Raw genomic sequence first — 12,826 nt, forward strand, 5'->3', positions numbered from 1 at the left:
CGACCCTAACGGCCGGGTCTGACATCACGGTCGGTTACTCCCGTATCGGCCCGTCATGAGCCGCCCCGTACCAGTCCGTTACGCCCTTTTCGTACGGACTCTCACGCGTCCCCGTAGGCCTCCCCGCCCAGTTCGAACCCGGCCGTCCCGGCGGTCACGTCGGCAAGCCAGGCCCGGAAGGCGTCCACGTCGGAGTCCGGCAGGCCGATCTCGATGGTGACCACCTCGCCGTAGCGCACGTCGCGCACCTCGCGTCCCGTCGAGTGCAGGTCGTTCTGGACCTTGCCGGCGCGCTGGTGGTCGACCGTCACCGTGGCCAGGCGGAACCTGCGGCGCGTGAGGGTGCCCAGGGTGTCCAGGGCCTCGCCGACCGCGCCGCCGTACGCCCTGATGAGTCCGCCCGCGCCGAGCTTGACGCCGCCGTAGTAGCGGGTGACGACGGCGACGACGTACCGCATCTCCCGGCGCAGCAGCATCTGGAGCATGGGGACGCCCGCGGTGCCGCCCGGTTCGCCGTCGTCGCTCGCCTTCTGGACGGAGGCGTCGGCGCCGATGACGTAGGCCCAGCAGTTGTGGGTGGCGTCCGCGTGCTCCTTGCGCACGGCGGCGATGAAGTCCTGGGCCTCCTGCTCGGTGGCCGCCGGCGCCAGGGCGCACAGGAAGCGGGAGCGGTTGACCTCGGTCTCGTGCACGCCCGCGTGGGCGACCGTGCGGTACTCGTCCTGCATCCGCCCAGCCTATGCGGCGCGCGTGCGCTCGCCCGCCCGGAGGTGCGGGCGAACGGCCACACCTGGCAGGCAATGGGCCGGCTCAGTCCTGCTTCGCGCCGCTCTTCTTCTTTCCGTCCTTACTTCTTTCCGTCCTTCTTGCCCCGCGGCACGATCATGCTCGTGAGCAGGGCCGTGCCCGGGGCGAGCGCGTCCCAGGCGGGTCCGTGCCAGGCCAGTACCGCGATCGCCGAGGTCGGGAACTTCACCCGCACCTCGTCCAGGGCGTCGTCGAGGCTGTCCCCGGCGAGTTCCAGGACGAGGTCCTCGAGGCCGGGGTTGTGCCCGACCAGGAGCAGCGTCTCGACCTCGGCGGACACCTCGTGCACGGCGGTCAGCAGGTCGGACACGTCCGCGGCGTACAGCCGCGGGTCACGGCGTACCGGGGGCGGTGTGCCCCACTGGGCCGAGGCCAGTTCCCAGGTCTGGCGCGCGCGTACGGCGGTGGAACACAGGGCGAGGTCCGGCAGGCAGTCGGCCTCGGCGAGGGCACGGCCGGCGGCCGGTGCGTCCCGGCGGCCGCGCGGCGCGAGCGGGCGTTCGTGGTCGGGGACGCCCGCCGGCCAGGCCGACTTGGCATGCCGCAGCACCACCAGGCGACGCAGCGGGCCGGCTCCCGCGCGCGCGATCATGCCGGGGATCCGAGGTCGCGGGTGAGATCGAGGCCGAGCAGCCGGTCCGCGTAGGCGTACGTCTCGAAGCGGGCGCCGTCCGGCAGCTCGGAGTCGGTCTCCACCCAGGCCAGCACCTCGAGCACAGCGGGGACGTCCAAATCGTCCTCCCAGGCGGTACGGAGGCGTGCGCGCGCCTCGTCGGGAATCGGCCGCGACGGCTGCTGCGCCCAGGCGGCGACCGCGCGGCGCCAGCGCGCGAGGGTTTCGCGGGCCTCGCTCAGCGCGGCCGAGTCGAGCTGCAGGGGCGTGCTGCGGCGCCGGGAGATCAGGGCAAGGCGCAGGTCGGCCTTGTCGGCGCCCTCCGTGATGCCGGGCGGCTCCGAGTCGACGGCGGCGACGGCGACCTGGACGCCGTCGGGTGTCGTACTGCCCTCCCCCACGACGTGCAGGACCTGGGCCTCGCCCAGTCCGGGACCGACGTCCCGCCTGTCCTCGAAGGGCCGGATGCCGAGCGCCGCCGCCCCGGCCCGCAGCTCCGCCTGCCCCCGTTCGCCCGTCAGCACCCCCCACACCGGAGTGCCGCCGAGCTCCAGTGCCCGCACCAGAAGGTCGGCGACCAGCAGTACACGCAGGGCGCCGGTGTGGAAATCCGGCACATGGGCTTCGACCCGGGTCAGCCCCCGGCGGGCAGGGGCGGCGTCGACGGACTCGCCGGTTCGGGCGTCGGTGATGCGCAGCACGGGCTGAGCGTAGGCGGGCGGACGGCCGCGCGCAGGCATCCGGCGCGAATTCCGGACATCGCGGCGGGATTCAACCAGGTGCGCGGGGATGCGTGACGCGCACGGGCGCGTGCCGCCGGCTCCGCGTGGATGTGAGGCACGCGCGCGTGCAGAGCCGATCCCCAGGGGGTCTGTGGTGCCGGACCACGGCCGCGTCGAGTTGGACGGCCGGGCCTGCGGCGAGCATGTCGTGGCCGGGCATCGGGCGCCCCCTTGCGAACAGCCGTTCAGGGTGCGGCAGATACCGGGGAATCATCGCGCTCTCCCAGCCGTTGTCCGTCAGGACAGCAGGTCCGTGAGGCGCAGGGAGGCCGCGGTGTACGGCGATGGGGCGACGATCCGCAAGATCCTCACCGAGTCCGGCGACACCTGGGCCGTGGTGGGCCTTTCGTCGAACCGAGGCCGCGCCGCCTACGGCGTCGCCCAGGTCCTGCAGCGCTTCGGCAAGCGCATCGTGCCCGTGCACCCCAAGGCGGAGACGGTCCACGGCGAGCAGGGGTACGCCTCCCTCGCCGACATCCCCTTCGACGTGGATGTCGTCGACGTCTTCGTCAACAGCGACCTCGCCGGACCAGTCGCCGACGAGGCGGTCGCCAAGGGCGCCAAGGCCGTCTGGTTCCAGCTCGGCGTGATCGACGAGGCGGCGTACGACCGTACGCGCGCGGCGGGCGTCGACATGGTGATGGACCGCTGCCCCGCCATCGAGATACCCCTCCTCGGCTGAACGCGGCGGGGCCCACAGGCGTGCCGTGCACATGAGAGCGGCCGCCCCCTTGAGCACGCCGCCCGCGGCGCCATGTGCCACCGGTCGTACGGCACCCGCTACCCAGCGTCCGCATTGGTCAAAACTTCACCATGAGTCTTCTGCTGGACCCCTGATGTTTCCTAACCTGCGACGTCGCACGCACTGAAAACAACTATTCATCTCGTGAGAGGTCTCTGAAAATATGGTGAGCGTCGAGCAGGCCTCCCTGGAAGACACCAGGGGCCCCACCGGTCTCAGGCGTGACGTCGGACTGATCGGTCTGATGTGGGCCTCCGTCGGTTCCATCATCGGCTCCGGCTGGCTGTACGGCGCCGAGAAGGCCGTGGCGGCGGCCGGACCCGCGGCGATCATCTCGTGGGTGATCGGCACGGTGGCCATCGTCCTGCTGGCCCTCGTGCACGCCGAACTCGGCGGCATGTTCCCGGTGGCCGGCGGCACGGCCCGCTATCCGCACTACGCCTTCGGCGGCCTGGCCGGCCTCTCCTTCGGCTGGTTCTCCTGGCTGCAGGCGGCCACCGTGGCACCGATCGAGGTCGAGGCGATGATCGGCTACGCCGGTCACTGGAGCTGGGCGCAAGGCCTGCAGCACAAGGATCAGACGCTGACCGGCCCCGGTATCGTCACGGCCGTCCTCCTCATGGCCGTCTTCGTCGCGGTCAACTTCTTCGGCGTCCGGGCCCTGGCGCACACCAACAGCGCCGCCACCTGGTGGAAGATCGCCGTCCCGCTGGGCGCGATCTTCGTCATCGCCATCGGCAACTTCCACTCGGCCAACTTCACCTCGGAGGGCTTCGCCCCGTTCGGCGCCAAGGGCGTGCTCAGCGCCATCAGCGGCAGCGGCATCATCTTCGCGCTGCTGGGCTTCGAGCAGGCGATCCAGCTGGCGGGCGAGAGCCGCAACCCGAAGCGGGACCTGCCCCGGGCGACGCTCGGCTCGGTCGCGATCGGCGCGGTGATCTACATCCTGCTGCAGATCGTGTTCATCGGCGCGCTGCCGCACAGCACCTTCGCCAAGGGCTGGGCAGCCCTGGACTACGTGGGCATCAGCGGACCGTGGGCGGGCCTCGCGACGCTGGTGGGCCTGGGCTGGCTCGCGTTCGTCCTCTACGCGGACGCGATCATCTCCCCCGGTGGCACCGGCCTGATCTACACCACCGCCACCTCTCGCGTCTCCTACGGTCTGGCCAAGAACGGTTACGCGCCGAAGATCTTCGCCCGCACCGACTCCCGGGGCGTGCCGTGGTTCGGCCTGATCATCTCCTTCGTGACCGGCGTGGTCTGCTTCCTGCCCTTCCCCAGCTGGCAGCAGCTGGTCGGGTTCATCACCTCGGCGAGCGTCCTGATGTACGCGGGCGCACCGCTGGCGTACGGCGTCTTCGCCGACAAGCTGCCGAACCACGAGCGGCCGTACCGGCTGCCCGCCGGCAAGGTGATCGCCCCGGTGTCGTTCATCGTGGCCAACCTGATCATCTACTGGGCCGGCTGGGACATCCTGTGGCGCCTCGGCATCGCGGTCGTCCTCGGCTACCTGCTTCTCGGCGGATACGCCTGGTGGGCCAACGCCACGAACCAGCCCGACGCGCCCCGCATGGACTTCAAGGCCGCGCAGTGGCTGCCGGTCTATCTGCTGGGCATGGGCGTCATCTCCGCCCAGGGCGGCTTCGGCGGCACGGGCAACCTCGCCCTGTGGTGGGACATGCTGGTCATCGCCGTCTTCTCGCTGGTCATCTACTACTGGGCCCGGGCGACCTCCTCCCAGCCCGAGGCGATCGAGCGGAGCATCGAGGAGGTCGTCGTCACCGACGCTCCCGCGCACTGACCGAACACCCCTGACACGGCCCGTCGGCCGCGGCTCCCCTGCCGTGGCTGACGGGCCACCGTCATAATGCTCCGGTGACTTCCACCTCCCCCCACCCCAACTCCCCGTCCCCGCAACGCTTTTCGGTGGTGATCGTGGGTGCCGGGCCCGCCGGTCTCACCATCGGGAACATCCTGCGGGCCGCCTCGGTCGACTGCCTGGTCCTTGAGGTCGAGACGCGCGAGTTCATCGAGCAGCGGCCACGGGCCGGCGTGCTCGAGGAGTGGGCCGTGCGCGGGCTCCAGGAACGGGGGCTCGCGGACCAGCTGCTGGAGCGGGCGGAGCTGCACACCCAGTGCGAGTTCCGTGTCGAGGGGCAACGGCTCCGGTTCTCCTACACCGAACTGACGGGACATCACCACTTCGTCTATCCGCAGCCGTTGCTGGTGACGGACCTGGTGCGCGAGTACGCCGACGTGCGCGGCGGTGCCATCCGCTTCGGCGTGCGGGACGTCCGGCTGCACGACCTGGACACGGACCGGCCGTCGGTGTCGTACATCGACCCAGGGACCGGTCAACGCGAGTCGGTGCACTGCGACTTCGTCGCCGGGTGCGACGGAGCGCGCGGGGTGACCCGGACCGTGCTGCCGCCGGAGCGGGCCCGGATCGCCCGGCACGACTACGGCATCGGCTGGCTGGCGCTGCTTGCTCAGGCGCCGCCGTCCAGCGACTGCGTGGTGTTCGGCATCCATCCGAACGGCTTCGCCGGGCACATGGCCCGCAGCCCCGAGGTCACCCGCTACTACCTGGAGTGCCCGCCCGGCGACGACCCCGAGAACTGGTCGCACGAACGCGTCTGGGCCGAACTGCAGGAGCGGCTCGGCGCCGCCGACCGGCCCCCGCTCACGGAGGGGCGGCTGATCGAGAAGCGCGTCCTCGACATGCACAACTACGTGGTCGAACCCATGGTGTTCGGCCGCCTCTTCCTGGCTGGGGACGCCGCCCATCTCACCGCGCCCATGGCGGCCAAGGGCATGAACCTCGCCCTCCACGACGCCTTCCTGCTCGGCGACGGGCTCGTCGCCCACCTCACCAAGGGCGACGCCCGCGGCCTGGACGGCTACTCGGCGGCCTGCCTCGGACGCGTGTGGGACTACCAGGAGTTCTCGCAGTGGCTGTCGGAGGTGTACCACGGCGCGTCGTCGGGCGACGCCTACCGCGCAGGCACGACGCTGGCCCGGCTGCGCCGCCTCTTCGAGTCCCCCGCCGCGGCGGCCTCGTTCGCGGAGCAGTACCTCGGCAAGAGCTCCGGAGACGCCGTGACCCTCAGTCGTGCAGCGGCCGATCGCTGAGGCGGTGGTCCGCCACCTTCAGCGCCTCGTCCACGAGCCGCCGCAGATGCCCGTCCCGCAGTGAGTAGATGACCCTGCGACCCTCCTTGCGCGTGTTCACCAGGCCTGCCAGCCGCAGCCGCGCCAGGTGCTGGCTGACCGCGGGCCGGGCCGCCCCGCCCGCCTCCGTGAGGGTCGTGACGTCGGCCTCGCCGCTGGTCAGGGCGTGCAGCAGCGCGAGGCGGGTGCGGTCGCCCAGCAGGGCGAGGAGTTCGGCGGCGAGCGCGAACTGTTCCTCGCCCGGGGTGCGCGGGTGCGTATCGTGCGCAGTTGATAGGTGCATGCGTGCGCTCATACGCACATAATGGTCTCGTGGGCGCCCCGCGTCCACCACCGCGCACCGGAAGGGGCCCACGTGAGCGACAGGCACCACCATCACGACGAGCACCACGACCACCACGGGCACCATGAGCACCCGCATCACCACAACCGCACCGGCCTCCGGCACCGCCTCGGCCACCTCCTCACCCCCCACTCCCACGAGACCGCCGACAAGCTCGACTCCGCGCTGGAGTCCTCGGCCCGCGGAATGCGCGCACTCTGGGTCTCGCTGGCCGTCCTCGGGGCAACGGCCGTGGCGCAGGCCGTGGTCGTGGTCATGTCCGGTTCGGTGGCCCTGCTCGGCGACACGGTGCACAACGCCGCCGACGCGCTGACCGCCGTACCGCTCGGGATCGCGTTCGTGCTGGGCCGACGGGCGGCCACGCGCCGCTTCACCTACGGCTACGGCCGGGCCGAGGACCTCGCGGGGATCGCGATCGTGCTGACGATCGCCGCGTCGGCGGCGTTCGCGGCCTGGGCGGCGGTGGACCGGCTGCTCGACCCGCGTCCCGTCGCGCACATACCCGCCGTGGCGGTGGCCGCGCTGGTCGGGTTCGCCGGGAACGAGTGGGTGGCCCGCCACCGGATCCGGGTGGGCCGGGAGATCGGCTCGGCCGCGCTGGTCGCCGACGGGCTGCATGCCCGTACGGACGGATTCACGTCACTGGCCGTGCTGTTGGGCGCGGGCGGCTCGGCGCTGGGGTGGCAACTCGCCGACCCGCTCGTGGGGTTGGCGATCACCGCGGCGATCGCGCTGGTGCTGCGGGACGCGGCGCGCGAGGTGTTCCGGCGGGTGATGGACGCCGTCGATCCGGAGCTGGTGGACCGGGCCGAGCGGGCGCTGCGCGAGGTGCCGGGCGTGCGCGAGGTCGGTGAACTGCGGCTGCGCTGGATCGGGCACCGGCTGCGGGCCGAGGTCGCGGTGGTGGTCGACGGCGAGGCGACGGTACGCACGGCGCACGCGATCGCCGTCGAGGCCGAACACGCACTGCTGCACGCCGTACCCAGGCTGACGGCGGCCCTGGTGCACGCAGATCCGGCACCGGTGCCGGGCGAGGCGGACCCTCACGTGGCCTTGGCGCATCACGCGACGCATTAGTCGGCCTCAGCAAAGGTCCGATGCGGTCCGGCAGCGCCTTTAAGGGGCGCGGGGAACTGCGCGACCAGCCACGACGAAGCCGCAGACGAAAAAGCGGCAGGCCCCTGCAGGGGGCGCGGCGCGCTCAGACGCCGAGCCCCTCCAACACCACCGCACCCGGCAGCTCCGCGAACGCCTTCCCCGGCACCAGCAGCTTCCCACGCCGGCGCCCGCTGCCGACCAGGACGTAGGAGAGATCGGCGACAGCCGAGTCCACCAGCACCGGCCAGCCGTCCGGGAGGCCGATCGGGGTGATGCCGCCGTACTCCATGCCGGTCTCCCCCGTCGCGGTGTCCATGGACGCGAACGAGGCCTTGCGGGCGCCGAGTTGGCGGCGGACGACGCCGTTGACGTCGACCCGGGTGGTGGAGAGCACGATGCACGCGGCGAGGGTCGTCCCGCCGCCCCGCTTGCCGGCCACCACCACGCAGTTCGCCGACTGCTCGAGCAGCTCCTGCCCGTAGTGCTCCACGAAGACGGCGGTGTCGGCCCACTGCGGGTCGGTGTCGACGTAGACGATCTGGTCTGCGGGGACGCTGCCGGTCCAGTGGCGTACGGCGTCGGCGACCGGGCGGGTCAGTTCGTCGAGGGCGTCGGGGGCGGGGGTCGCGATGTCGAAGTGTCCGATGGGTGCGCGCATGGCCGCACGCTAACAGGACGTCCCGGGCCGCCTCAGTGCACGGGCGGGACGGAGACCGCCAGCACGAGCTCCATCGGCACATCACCCTGGTTGCCATAGCTGTGCGGGGCGTTGGCTTCGAAGGTGACGCTCGCGCCGGCCGGGACGCGGTACTCCGCGCCCTCCACCGTGAGGGTCAGCTCGCCCGCCGTCACATGGGCGATCTCCACCGTGCCGGCGGGGTGCGGGTCCGAGGCACTGCTGTCGCCGGGCATCAGCCGCCAGTCCCACATCTCCAGCGGGCCCGGCGCCTCGGTACCGGCGAGCAGCCGGCTGTAACTTCCCGCGTCGGTGTGCCACAGCCGTACCACCTGATCGGCCGGGACGATCCGCACCTTCGGGCCCTGCTCGTAGTCGAGCAGCGTGGTGACGCTGACGCCGAGCGCGTCCCCGATCTTGACGACCGTGCCGATGCTCGGGTTGGTGCGGGCCTGCTCGATCTGGATGAGCATGCCCCGGCTGACCCCGGCACGGGCGGCGAGCGCGTCCAGGGTGAAGCCCCGCTCGTTGCGCCAGCGCTTGACGTTGCGGGCCAGGGACTGGGTCAGCAGGTCGAGGTCCGACACGTTCCGTCCAATATCCATGTACTGCGAGGCCAATATTGTGAATGACAGAGTTCACTTCACTGAACTACGGTGGGGTGCACCCGATCGTTCACCGAACTGTACTGCGAGGCGAGCCGTGACAGCATTCTTCGCCCTGGCCACCAGCCTGCTGTGGGGCCTTGCCGACTTCGGCGGCGGACTGCTGACCCGGCGCACGCCGGCGCTCACGGTGGTGGTCGTCTCGCAGGGCATCGCCGCGGCCGTGCTCGGGCTGATCGTGGTGGCCACGGGCGGCTGGAGCGAGGCCGGTCCCCGGCTGTGGTTCGCCTTCGCCGCCGGCCTGGTCGGGCCGGTCGCCCTGTTCTCCTTCTACAAGGCCCTCGCGCTGGGCCCGATGGGCGTCGTCTCCCCGCTCGCCACCCTGAGCGTGGCGGTCCCGGTGGGCGTGGGCCTCTTCCTCGGCGAACGCCCCGGTCTGACGCAGGTCGCGGGCATCGCGGTCGCGGTCACCGGCGTCGTCCTCGCGGGCGGGCCGCAGCTCAAGGGTGCCCCGGTGCAGCGGCAGGCCATCCTGCTCACCCTGGTCGCGGCCCTCGGTTTCGGCACGGTGTTCGCACTGATCACGGAGGCGTCGACGAGCGTGACCGGCCTCTTCCTCGCCCTCTTCGTCCAGCGCGTGACGAACGTGGCCGCGGGCGGCCTCGCGCTCCACGCCTCCGTGCGCCGGGGCGGCGAGGCCCTCCCAGCCGGCGGCTTCCCCTGGGCATCCCTCCCGGCCCTCGCCTTCGTGGGCCTTGCGGATGTCGCGGCGAACGGCACCTACTCGGTCGCCGCCCAGCACGGCCCCGTCACCGTCGCCGCCGTCCTCGCCTCGCTCTACCCGGTGGTGACCGCACTGGCCGCGCGCGGCTTCCTCAGCGAGCGCCTCCGCGGCATCCAGGCGGCGGGCGCGGGCCTCGCCCTGGTGGGCACACTGCTCCTGGCGACGGGCTAGGACTCCGGCTCCAGCTCGGCCAGCCTCGCCGCCGTCTCCTCGTCCAGCCCCGAGAGGGCCCGCAGCTGTTCGGGCGTGACCCCGTCGGGAATCGGCACCGGCGCGGGTGTCCTGAGCGGCGGCTGCCAGCCCTCGGCCGCCGTCCAGCGGCGTACGACACGGGCGGGCGCCCCCGCCACCACGGCATGGTCGGGCACGACGCCCCGGACCACGGCACCGGCGGCCACGACCACGTTCCGCCCGATCCGCGCCCCGGGCAGGATCACCGCACCGGTGCCGATCCAGCAGCCCGGCCCGATCTCCACCGGCTCCATGCGCGGCCACTGCTTGCCGATGGGCTCGTGCGGATCGTCGTACGAGTGGTTCGTGGACGTCACGTACACATACGGCCCGAAGTAGCAGTCGCTGCCGATGGTGACCGTCGTGTCGGCGATGACGTGGCTGCCGCGGCCCAGGACGACGCCGTCGCCGATGCGGAGGATGGGGTCGGGGCCGAGGTCGAGGTCGGGCATGAGGCCTGCGGTGAGCGTGACCTGTTCGCCGACGATGCAGTGGGAGCCTATGTGGATCCAGGGCTCGCCGAAGACCGTGCCGAGCGGGAAGGCGAGACGGGTGGCTTCGCCGATCGAGCCGAAGCGGAAGCGGCCGGGGCGCTCGGCCGTCACCGAGCCCGTGCGCTGCACCCAGGCCCAGCCCGCATGGACGGCCCTCTGCGTGAGGCTTCGCCGCCAGGATGAGAACGTGTTCTTGCTCTTCGGCACGGAGTCACCGTACTCAGCGTGCGGGTCGCCGATGAGGTGCGGAAGCTGTGATCTTCACCCCAACGCAGCGTGCGCGGATCACCCGCAGCGGATGAGGCGAAGGCGCCGGAGCTGTGGTGCGATGGTGGGATGAGCTGGCGCAGCTTGGTGGATCCCTTCGACGTCACCGGACGGCTGACGCGATTTGCGCTGGGGACCGCCGGCCCGGTCGTCGACCGTCTGGTCCGGGCGGGCACTGCCGCCGTCGTGGACCGGCTCGACCTCGACGGCCTGGCCGCCCGTATCGACATCGACGCGATCGCCGACCGATTGGACGTGATGCGGGTCGTGCGGCGGGTCGACGTCGACCTGATCGCGGACGGCGTCGACGTGGACCGCGTCGCCGACCGCGTGGATGTGAACCGGGTGGCGGCCCGGGTGGACACGGACGAGATCGCGGCCCGGCTGGACATCGACCGGATCGCGGCGCGCATCGACGTCGACCGGATCGCCGCCCGGCTGGACCTCGACGCCGTGATCGCCAGGATCGACCTGGTCTCGCTCACCAGGGCGGTGCTGGAGGAGATCGACCTGGGCCGGATCGTCCGCGACACCAGCGGCGGGATGGCCGAGGAGACGGTCGACGCGCTGCGGCTGCGCAGCATGCGGGCCGACCGGGTGGTGAACCGGGTCGCCGACCGGCTGCTGCACAGACCGGGCGCGGCCCCGGCACACTCCGACGGGCATGGGCAGCCATCGTGACGCAGGGGGACCTGGGCTCAGGGGGCGACACCGCGGGAGTGGTGTCGCGGTGCCTCGCGGCGCTGGTCGACGCGATCGTGGTGGCCGGCATCGGGCTCGCCGTGCAGTTTGCGTACGGCGGTCTCCGATTCCTCGTCGCCGGGCCGCCGTTCCGCATGCCCGACCTGTCCGCCTGGCAGACGGGGGCGCTCGGCTGGGCTGTCGCCGTGCTCTATCTGGGCGTGAGCTGGGCGTCGACCGGCGGCACCTTCGGCGACTGGCTGCTGGGCCTGCGGGTCACCGGCCGCACCGGGCGGCTGCTCGGCATCCCCCGCGCGCTGCTGCGGGCCGTGCTGTGCCTCGCTCTCCCTGTGGGCCTGCTCTGGATTCCCTTCAGCCGACGCCACGCCTCGGTCCAGGACGTCGTCATGGCCAGCGCCGTGCAGTACCACCGGTTCTGACGAGCGGCCTGCACCGTGGCGTCCGGCGAGGGGCCGGCGCACGGTGGCCGGCGGGGGACCGGCCGATGCCCGTCATCACCCTTGCGGGGTGACAACGGGCTCGTGCGGGCCGTGCAGGAGTCGTACAAGAAGGGCCGCGAGCGGGGTGACGGCGACCACGGCCGTGGTCCATCACACTGATCGCCCTGTACGGGTTCATCATCGGGGCGCTGTGCTTGGTGCAACCACGCGAGTGGCTGGTCAAGGACGTCGTCGCGGGAGTTCGACGAGGCGCTCGACGAGCGGGGTACGAGCCTCGTGTTCGCCGAGCTGAAGGACCCGGTGCGGCCCAAGATCGAGCGCTGTGACTGACCCGCACCATCGATCCGGCCCGGCGCGCGGTGGACACCGGCCAGGGACGGGCTGTCCCCTCAGTCCGAACCGCTCGACCTTGCGGCCGCCGGACCAGGGATTCATGATCAGCACGGCGACGGCGGGTGTCATCGCCTACGGTGCGTTCTGTGCCGACGACGAAGGACGACGAGGAGAGGGCGATGACGCACAAGGCGTTGATCACGGGTATCGGCGGTCGGGAACCGAAGATCGACGGGGAGGCCTTCGTGGCGCCCACAGCGTCCGTGATCGGGGACGTGACGCTGGAGGCCGGGGCGAGCGTCTGGTACGGGGCGGTACTGCGGGGGGACGTCGAGCGGATCTTCGTGGGTGCCCAGGCCAATATCCAGGACAACTGCACACTCCATGCCGACCCGGGGTTTCCTGTCAGCATCGGCGAGCGGGTGTCTGTGGGGCACAACGCGGTGGTGCACGGGGCGACCGTCGGGGACGACTGTCTCATCGGGATGGGGGCGACGGTGCTGAACGGCGCCGTGATCGGTGCCGGGTCGCTTGTTGCCGCCCAGGCCCTGGTGCCGCAGGGGATGCAGGTGCCGCCGGGGTCACTGGTGGCCGGGGTGCCTGCGAAGGTGAAGCGGGAGCTTACGGAGGAGGAGCTTCAGGGGGTCACGCTGAACGGCACGATGTATGCGGAGCTGGCGAAGGCGCATCGCGAGGTGCATGAGTAGGTTTGTTTGGCGGGTGCGGGTGCGTGGGGGC

At 71.8% G+C, this 12,826-nt stretch carries 15 protein-coding genes; 8 read left to right on the plus strand and 7 right to left on the minus strand.

Translation table 11 applies throughout. From position 1 onward, the window contains the following. Nucleotides 1-101: 101 nt before the first annotated feature. The 3 genes from ACFY10_RS45530 to ACFY10_RS45540 form a co-directional block, all read right to left on the minus strand. A complete protein-coding gene (locus ACFY10_RS45530) occupies nucleotides 102-728 on the minus strand; it encodes a YigZ family protein (protein WP_390671267.1) in 627 nt (208 codons plus the stop codon). A gap of 119 nt (nucleotides 729-847) precedes the next feature. Further along, nucleotides 848-1,399, minus strand: a complete 552-nt coding sequence (locus tag ACFY10_RS45535) for a SixA phosphatase family protein (RefSeq protein ID WP_390671268.1) — start codon at nucleotides 1,397-1,399, stop codon at nucleotides 848-850. Continuing rightward, entirely contained in the window at nucleotides 1,396-2,160 is a 765-nt protein-coding gene (locus tag ACFY10_RS45540) for a hypothetical protein (RefSeq protein ID WP_390671269.1), read from the minus strand. The genes ACFY10_RS45535 and ACFY10_RS45540 overlap by 4 nt, the downstream gene beginning before the upstream one ends. A gap of 316 nt (nucleotides 2,161-2,476) precedes the next feature. On the opposite strand from ACFY10_RS45540, the gene ACFY10_RS45545 reads away from it, so the two are divergent. The 3 genes from ACFY10_RS45545 (at nucleotide 2,477) to ACFY10_RS45555 (ending at nucleotide 6,076) form a co-directional block, all read left to right on the plus strand. Next, nucleotides 2,477-2,884 carry a CoA-binding protein gene (locus ACFY10_RS45545; RefSeq protein WP_390671359.1) on the plus strand — a complete coding sequence of 136 codons (408 nt, stop codon included), beginning with the start codon at nucleotides 2,477-2,479 and terminating at the stop codon, nucleotides 2,882-2,884. 223 nt (nucleotides 2,885-3,107) lie between these two features. Continuing rightward, nucleotides 3,108-4,745 carry an APC family permease gene (locus ACFY10_RS45550; RefSeq protein WP_390671270.1) on the plus strand — a complete coding sequence of 546 codons (1,638 nt, stop codon included), beginning with the start codon at nucleotides 3,108-3,110 and terminating at the stop codon, nucleotides 4,743-4,745. Nucleotides 4,746-4,819: 74 nt separating this feature from the next. Next, on the plus strand, nucleotides 4,820-6,076 hold the full coding sequence (locus ACFY10_RS45555; RefSeq protein ID WP_390671271.1) for a 4-hydroxybenzoate 3-monooxygenase: 1,257 nt from the start codon (nucleotides 4,820-4,822) through the stop codon (nucleotides 6,074-6,076). Here the strand turns inward: ACFY10_RS45555 and ACFY10_RS45560 are convergent. Further along, nucleotides 6,051-6,410 carry an ArsR/SmtB family transcription factor gene (locus tag ACFY10_RS45560; protein ID WP_390671272.1) on the minus strand — a complete coding sequence of 120 codons (360 nt, stop codon included), beginning with the start codon at nucleotides 6,408-6,410 and terminating at the stop codon, nucleotides 6,051-6,053. The genes ACFY10_RS45555 and ACFY10_RS45560 overlap by 26 nt on opposite strands. A gap of 60 nt (nucleotides 6,411-6,470) precedes the next feature. On the opposite strand from ACFY10_RS45560, the gene ACFY10_RS45565 reads away from it, so the two are divergent. Then, nucleotides 6,471-7,535 carry a cation diffusion facilitator family transporter gene (locus ACFY10_RS45565; protein ID WP_390671273.1) on the plus strand — a complete coding sequence of 355 codons (1,065 nt, stop codon included), beginning with the start codon at nucleotides 6,471-6,473 and terminating at the stop codon, nucleotides 7,533-7,535. A 124-nt stretch (nucleotides 7,536-7,659) separates the two neighbouring features. On the opposite strand, the gene ACFY10_RS45570 is transcribed toward ACFY10_RS45565, so the two are convergent. Further along, nucleotides 7,660-8,214 (minus strand): YbaK/EbsC family protein, encoded by a 555-nt coding sequence (locus tag ACFY10_RS45570; RefSeq protein ID WP_390671274.1) that lies wholly within the window; start codon nucleotides 8,212-8,214, stop codon nucleotides 7,660-7,662. Nucleotides 8,215-8,246: 32 nt separating this feature from the next. Beyond that, the gene (locus tag ACFY10_RS45575; RefSeq protein WP_390671360.1) at nucleotides 8,247-8,819 is read right to left on the minus strand and encodes a helix-turn-helix domain-containing protein; all 573 of its coding nucleotides are present in this window, start codon (nucleotides 8,817-8,819) and stop codon (nucleotides 8,247-8,249) included. A 115-nt stretch (nucleotides 8,820-8,934) separates the two neighbouring features. On the opposite strand from ACFY10_RS45575, the gene ACFY10_RS45580 reads away from it, so the two are divergent. Then, a complete protein-coding gene (locus ACFY10_RS45580; protein WP_390671275.1) occupies nucleotides 8,935-9,792 on the plus strand; it encodes an EamA family transporter in 858 nt (285 codons plus the stop codon). Here ACFY10_RS45580 and ACFY10_RS45585 read toward each other — a convergent pair. Next, a complete protein-coding gene (locus ACFY10_RS45585) occupies nucleotides 9,789-10,553 on the minus strand; it encodes an acyltransferase (RefSeq protein WP_390671276.1) in 765 nt (254 codons plus the stop codon). The genes ACFY10_RS45580 and ACFY10_RS45585 overlap by 4 nt on opposite strands. Nucleotides 10,554-10,682: 129 nt before the next feature. Between ACFY10_RS45585 and ACFY10_RS45590 the strand changes: the two genes are divergently transcribed. The 3 genes from ACFY10_RS45590 (at nucleotide 10,683) to ACFY10_RS45600 (ending at nucleotide 12,795) form a co-directional block, all read left to right on the plus strand. Then, a complete protein-coding gene (locus ACFY10_RS45590; RefSeq protein ID WP_390671277.1) occupies nucleotides 10,683-11,294 on the plus strand; it encodes a hypothetical protein in 612 nt (203 codons plus the stop codon). Further along, on the plus strand, nucleotides 11,291-11,734 hold the full coding sequence (locus ACFY10_RS45595) for an RDD family protein (protein ID WP_390671278.1): 444 nt from the start codon (nucleotides 11,291-11,293) through the stop codon (nucleotides 11,732-11,734). The genes ACFY10_RS45590 and ACFY10_RS45595 overlap by 4 nt, the downstream gene beginning before the upstream one ends. Nucleotides 11,735-12,267: 533 nt before the next feature. Further along, a complete protein-coding gene (locus tag ACFY10_RS45600; RefSeq protein ID WP_390671361.1) occupies nucleotides 12,268-12,795 on the plus strand; it encodes a gamma carbonic anhydrase family protein in 528 nt (175 codons plus the stop codon). Nucleotides 12,796-12,826: the final 31 nt, after the last annotated feature.

The organism is Streptomyces sp. NPDC001401 (assembly GCF_042895385.1).
In the GTDB taxonomy this organism is placed as follows: domain Bacteria; phylum Actinomycetota; class Actinomycetes; order Streptomycetales; family Streptomycetaceae; genus Streptomyces.

Bases quoted from the DNA above. Each gene is read 5' to 3' on its own strand.
- ACFY10_RS45530 (WP_390671267.1), bottom strand. From the start codon at position 728: ATGCAGGACGAGTACCGCACGGTCGCCCACGCGGGCGTGCACGAGACC.
- ACFY10_RS45535 (WP_390671268.1), bottom strand. From the start codon at position 1,399: ATGATCGCGCGCGCGGGAGCCGGCCCGCTGCGTCGCCTGGTGGTGCTG.
- ACFY10_RS45540 (WP_390671269.1), bottom strand. From the start codon at position 2,160: ATGCCTGCGCGCGGCCGTCCGCCCGCCTACGCTCAGCCCGTGCTGCGC.
- ACFY10_RS45550 (WP_390671270.1), top strand. From the start codon at position 3,108: ATGGTGAGCGTCGAGCAGGCCTCCCTGGAAGACACCAGGGGCCCCACC.
- ACFY10_RS45560 (WP_390671272.1), bottom strand. From the start codon at position 6,410: ATGAGCGCACGCATGCACCTATCAACTGCGCACGATACGCACCCGCGC.
- ACFY10_RS45570 (WP_390671274.1), bottom strand. From the start codon at position 8,214: ATGCGCGCACCCATCGGACACTTCGACATCGCGACCCCCGCCCCCGAC.
- ACFY10_RS45590 (WP_390671277.1), top strand. From the start codon at position 10,683: ATGAGCTGGCGCAGCTTGGTGGATCCCTTCGACGTCACCGGACGGCTG.
- ACFY10_RS45600 (WP_390671361.1), top strand. From the start codon at position 12,268: ATGACGCACAAGGCGTTGATCACGGGTATCGGCGGTCGGGAACCGAAG.